The organism is Oribacterium sp. HCP3S3_B9 (assembly GCF_052064255.1).
Classification (GTDB): Bacteria; Bacillota; Clostridia; order Lachnospirales; family Lachnospiraceae; genus Oribacterium.
Window position 1 is genome coordinate 1 of the sequence record NZ_JBQHVY010000037.1, and the last position, 4,416, is coordinate 4,416.

Annotated in this window: 4 protein-coding genes; 1 reads left to right on the forward strand and 3 read right to left on the reverse strand. The window is 56.2% G+C overall.

All coding sequences use genetic code 11. The features are described 5' to 3' along the window. Positions 1-96: 96 nt before the first annotated feature. The 3 genes from ACTNC3_RS11150 to ruvA form a co-directional block, all read right to left on the reverse strand. Complete coding sequence (locus ACTNC3_RS11150) at positions 97-297, reverse strand: LysR family transcriptional regulator (protein WP_441227468.1); 201 nt, start codon at positions 295-297, stop codon at positions 97-99. 407 nt (positions 298-704) lie between these two features. Further along, complete coding sequence (gene ruvB, locus ACTNC3_RS11155) at positions 705-1,715, reverse strand: Holliday junction branch migration DNA helicase RuvB (protein WP_441227469.1); 1,011 nt, start codon at positions 1,713-1,715, stop codon at positions 705-707. Between the two features lie 10 nt (positions 1,716-1,725). Then, the gene (ruvA, locus tag ACTNC3_RS11160) at positions 1,726-2,358 is read right to left on the reverse strand and encodes a Holliday junction branch migration protein RuvA (protein ID WP_441227470.1); all 633 of its coding nucleotides are present in this window, start codon (positions 2,356-2,358) and stop codon (positions 1,726-1,728) included. A gap of 382 nt (positions 2,359-2,740) precedes the next feature. Between ruvA and ACTNC3_RS11165 the strand changes: the two genes are divergently transcribed. Next, entirely contained in the window at positions 2,741-4,159 is a 1,419-nt protein-coding gene (locus ACTNC3_RS11165; RefSeq protein WP_441227471.1) for a ribonuclease H-like domain-containing protein, read from the forward strand. The last annotated feature ends 257 nt before the right edge of the window (positions 4,160-4,416 follow it).

Consider the following 4,416-nt stretch of genomic DNA (forward strand, 5'->3'; position numbering starts at 1 on the left):
GATTTTGAAAAGCACCCTTTGGGGAGCTCTGTTAGAGTTACCCTTTTATAGCCACTGATAAAAAAGATAATTTTCTGCTAATCTATGCTTGACTTTTCATAGCTGGTCTCCGATCGACGTCAGAACGAAGGATTTTTCCTTCCCCACACGCTTAAACAGCGGTACGCCGAGGTTCTTCTCAAGATTACTGATATACACACTCAGCGCAGACGGCGAGATAAACAGCGCCTCCGCCGCCCTGGAAAGGTTTCGGCACCGCGCCAGCGTGCACACATACTGTTGCTCCTTTAAGTTCATGCCGTCCTCCTTCCTATAATTTCAAGCCCTAAATCCTTCACTTACTGAAGCTGCCGTTCACTGCTCAGCTCGCCGTCGCCGCAGCAGCATTCGTACCTTGGCTTGCGTTCAGTTGATTCATCACAACCTCAATCGCAACATTTTCGTTCTCAATCGCAACATTTTCGTCCTCAATCGTAACATTGCTTGCGGTTGCTGCCTTTCCAGCTAGTGCAGAACATACCGGAATGTCGGATAGGCGAGTCATCTGGAAGCAACCAAATCGACGCCCAGTGTATCAGCAGAGGCAACATAGCATCGGCTGATTTGTTACCATTTATTGTGTCATTTCTTCTGTCATTTATTCTGTCATTTCTTGTATCATTTATGCCATCAATGCCACAAGAAGCATTCATGGCACTTAAATCTCACAGCTCCATCGTCGCCTGGTACGGCAGTCCGAAGTGCCGGTAGGCGTTTGCGGTGGCGACACGTCCGCGCGGGGTGCGATTGATGAGTCCATTCATGAGGAGGTACGGCTCGTAGACGTCCTCGATGGTGCCGCTGTCCTCGCCGAGGGCGGCGGCCAGGGTTTCGACACCGACCGGTCCGCCGGAGAACTTATCGATGATGGTCATGAGGTAGTTCCGGTCGTTCTGGTCGAGGCCGAGCTTATCGACGTCGAGGATGTCAAGCGCCATGTCGGCGACCTCCTGAGTGATGCGCCCGTCGAAACGGACATCTGCGAAGTCACGTACGCGCTTCAGCAGGCGGTTCGCGAGTCTCGGCGTGCCGCGGGAGCGCAGTGCGATGCGCTCAGCGCCGGCGTCGTCAATGTCTACATTCAGCACCTTCGCGGAACGTCGTACGATCTGCATCAGCTCTTCAGTGGTATAGAACTCGAGCTTCGTGATGATGCCGAAACGGTCACGGAGCGGTGCGGACAGCAAGCCTGCACGAGTCGTCGCACCGATCAGCGTGAAGTGCGGGAGATCCAGGCGGATCGAGCGCGCGGTGGAGTCCTTTCCGAGCATGATATCGATGGCGAAATCCTCCATCGCCGGGTACAGCACCTCCTCGACCTGACGGTTCAGGCGGTGGATCTCGTCGACGAAGAGCACATCGCCCTCAGAAAGTCCGTTCAGAATCGCGGCGATCTCGCCCGGCTTCTCGATCGCCGGCCCCGAGGTCACCTTGATATTCACCCCGAGCTCATTCGCGATGATGTTACTGATGGTCGTCTTGCCGAGTCCCGGTGGGCCGTAAAACAGGCAGTGATCCAGGGACTCTCCGCGGTTCTTCGCCGCCTGAATATAGATCTTCAGCATCTCCTTCAGCTTACTCTGGCCGATATAGTCATCGAGCGTCTGCGGACGAATCTTCGGCTCCAGCTGCCGATCCTCTACCGTCTCATCTGTATTGATTACTCTACGTTCCAAAATTCATACCTCATAAAAAATTCAGGTTCTTCAGGCTCGCCTTCAGGATCTGATCCACGGTCATGCCTTCGCTGAGCTCGACCTTCTTCACGGCACGGCTCGCCTCGACGTTCGAGTAGCCGAGGGCCACGAGGGCTTCCACGGCTTCCTTCTGCGCACCATACACACCGGCGGCTGCACCGGCATCCACCACTGCCCCAGCACCATGACCGTGATCCAGCGCCGAGCTGAAGACCTCGGTCGCATCAAGCTTATCCTTGAGCTCGAGCACCACGCGCTGTGCGGTCTTGTTCCCGACGCCCGGTGCACGTGAAATCGCCTTACTGTCGCCGGTCACGATCGCCATTCGGAGATCATCCGGTGTCAGCGCACTGAGGATGCCGAGCGCACCCTTCGGGCCGATGCCGCTGACCGTCAGCAGCATCGTGAACATCGCACGGTCCTCCGGGCTCAGGAAGCCATAGAGATCCACGCCGTTCTGCGTCAGCGAAAAGTATGTATAGATTTTGATGTCCTCGCCGATCGGCGGCAGCGCGCCGATCACTGACGCCGGCACGTGGATGCCATAGCCGACACCGGCCGCCTCGATGACCACCAGCCCCTCGGCCACATCGCTAAGCGTTCCATGTATAAAGTGAATCATGTTGTATTCTCCTCAACATCGGGGGTCAGCCCCTGGCCACCCCTTACTGATCCGGGGTCAGACCCCCTTCTGAAAGGCATAAGGAGGGCACTGAATTCACGCGTGGGTCTGACCCCTTGGCCTCCCGCTGCGCAGAATTTCCCTTTTCCCGGATTTGCTCCTTCTATGTTATATCAAAAACATGTGTTCGTCAATAAAAACCATTGATTTTGAAAATTCAAGTCGCTACACTTGTAGCATGTCTGCTGAGATGCTACAGTAGTGGCGTATGTTAGTTCTCGCTAACCGCAGACATTCCACCGCTGTACCGCGGCTCTGCCTGCCGGCATTTCCGGCACCTGAATCGTTCTTTAGTTTACCAAGTATGAAGGGAAAGGTCCACATGATCTGCATCGAGAAAGTTCTGACACAGCCTGTTCCATCTGATATATACACGATCGGCGCCCCGGAGGACGTCCTCTTTTTTGACATTGAGACCACCGGTCTCTCCGCCCGCAGCGCCGGCCTCTACCTGATCGGCATATTGACGTACACTGCGGATGCGTCCATCGCAAAGGATAGTAACATCGCCGTCTCTTCCGACGAAGCTGAGATCTCCGTTCCATCGGCACTCAGTGCCGCCAGCACTCCGACCAGCCACATCACCGCTTCGCCTGACCGTAGCGAGCCGAAAGCCGCCGGTCACTGGACGCTTCTCCAGTACTTCTGCGAGGATGTCGCGGACGAGCCGGCGGTGCTGCAGGCGTTTTTCGAGCTACTCCGCACGAAAAAGATCCTGATTTCCTATAATGGCGACGGCTTCGACATCCCGTTTCTCCGCCACATGCTCGAGCAGTATGGGCTGCCGTACAGCTTCGACACCGTCGAGAGCTTCGACCTGTTCAAGAAATTCCGGCCGCTCAAGCACCTGCTCGACCTTCCGGATCTCAAGCTGAAAAGCTGTGAGCGTTTTCTCGGCATTGACCGCGAGGATCGCTTCACCGGCGGCGAGCTCATCGAGGTTTACTTCGAGTGGCAGAAAACGAAGGCACCGGCGCTGCTCGACACGCTCCTTCTCCACAACGCCGAGGACATCGCGAACCTCCCGAACCTGCTGCCGCTGCTTCGCTATCGCAGCCTGCCCCACAGCGATTTCCGCCTCCGCGCGCATGAGCGCCTGCAGGACGGTAGCACGCCGCTCGTCCACCTCTCCTTCACGTTTCTTTCGCCAATGCCTCCATCAGCGCACGCTTCGGTAGAAAACGGCACCCGCGAAGCGACAGATGATCGCCGCCAGCATGACACAGATGCCGGCGGAAGCGACGCCCGCGAAGCGACGGATGATCGCCACCTGTATTGGCCAGATGCCGACGAAAACGCCACCCGCGAAGCGACGGATGACCGCCGCCAGCATTGGCCAGCGCTTACACTGCCGAAGCCGATGGATCTCAGGGGGGATTTCTGGGCGCTGCACGCCGAGGACAGCGCGGTTGAGCTCTATGTGCAGCTTTTCGAGGGGGAGCGAAAGCTCTTCTTCGCGGATTTCGAGCACTACTACTATCTTCCGGCGGAGGACCAGGTGATCCACCAGTCGCTCGCCGAGTTCGTGGACCGCAGTGCGCGGAAGAAGGCCTGTGCGCGGAACTGCTACCAGCGCGTGAGCGGCTGCTTCCTCCCGGAGTGCAGTGAGATCTATACGCCGGCGCTCCGTGCCGAGTACCGCGATAAGCTCCGGTATGCACAGTATTCGGATACGCTCTTCGACGACGAGGCGAAGGCCGTCACGTACCTGAAATCCTTCCTGGAAGTTTATGGGGTCTGACCCTATAAACTCCAGTTTAGATTCTGTTGAGAAAAATTTAATGGGGTCAGACCCCATTACGATTTTCTTAAGATTCGCGCGAAAAGGGGGCAGCGTCCACACCGGACACTGCCCCTCGTTTTTTCAAATTTTATGATCAGATTTTTTGAGGCTTCGTGCACATGTGTGGGTAGGAAATAGCCTCTGCCTACCATAATAACAATTGAAAAGGTCATCGGACTCTCGTAATGTATAGCTGTCGAAGAAATACAGAACGG

Bases quoted from the DNA above. Each gene is read 5' to 3' on its own strand.
- ACTNC3_RS11150 (WP_441227468.1), bottom strand. From the start codon at position 297: ATGAACTTAAAGGAGCAACAGTATGTGTGCACGCTGGCGCGGTGCCGA.
- ruvA (WP_441227470.1), bottom strand. From the start codon at position 2,358: ATGATTCACTTTATACATGGAACGCTTAGCGATGTGGCCGAGGGGCTG.
- ACTNC3_RS11165 (WP_441227471.1), top strand. From the start codon at position 2,741: ATGATCTGCATCGAGAAAGTTCTGACACAGCCTGTTCCATCTGATATA.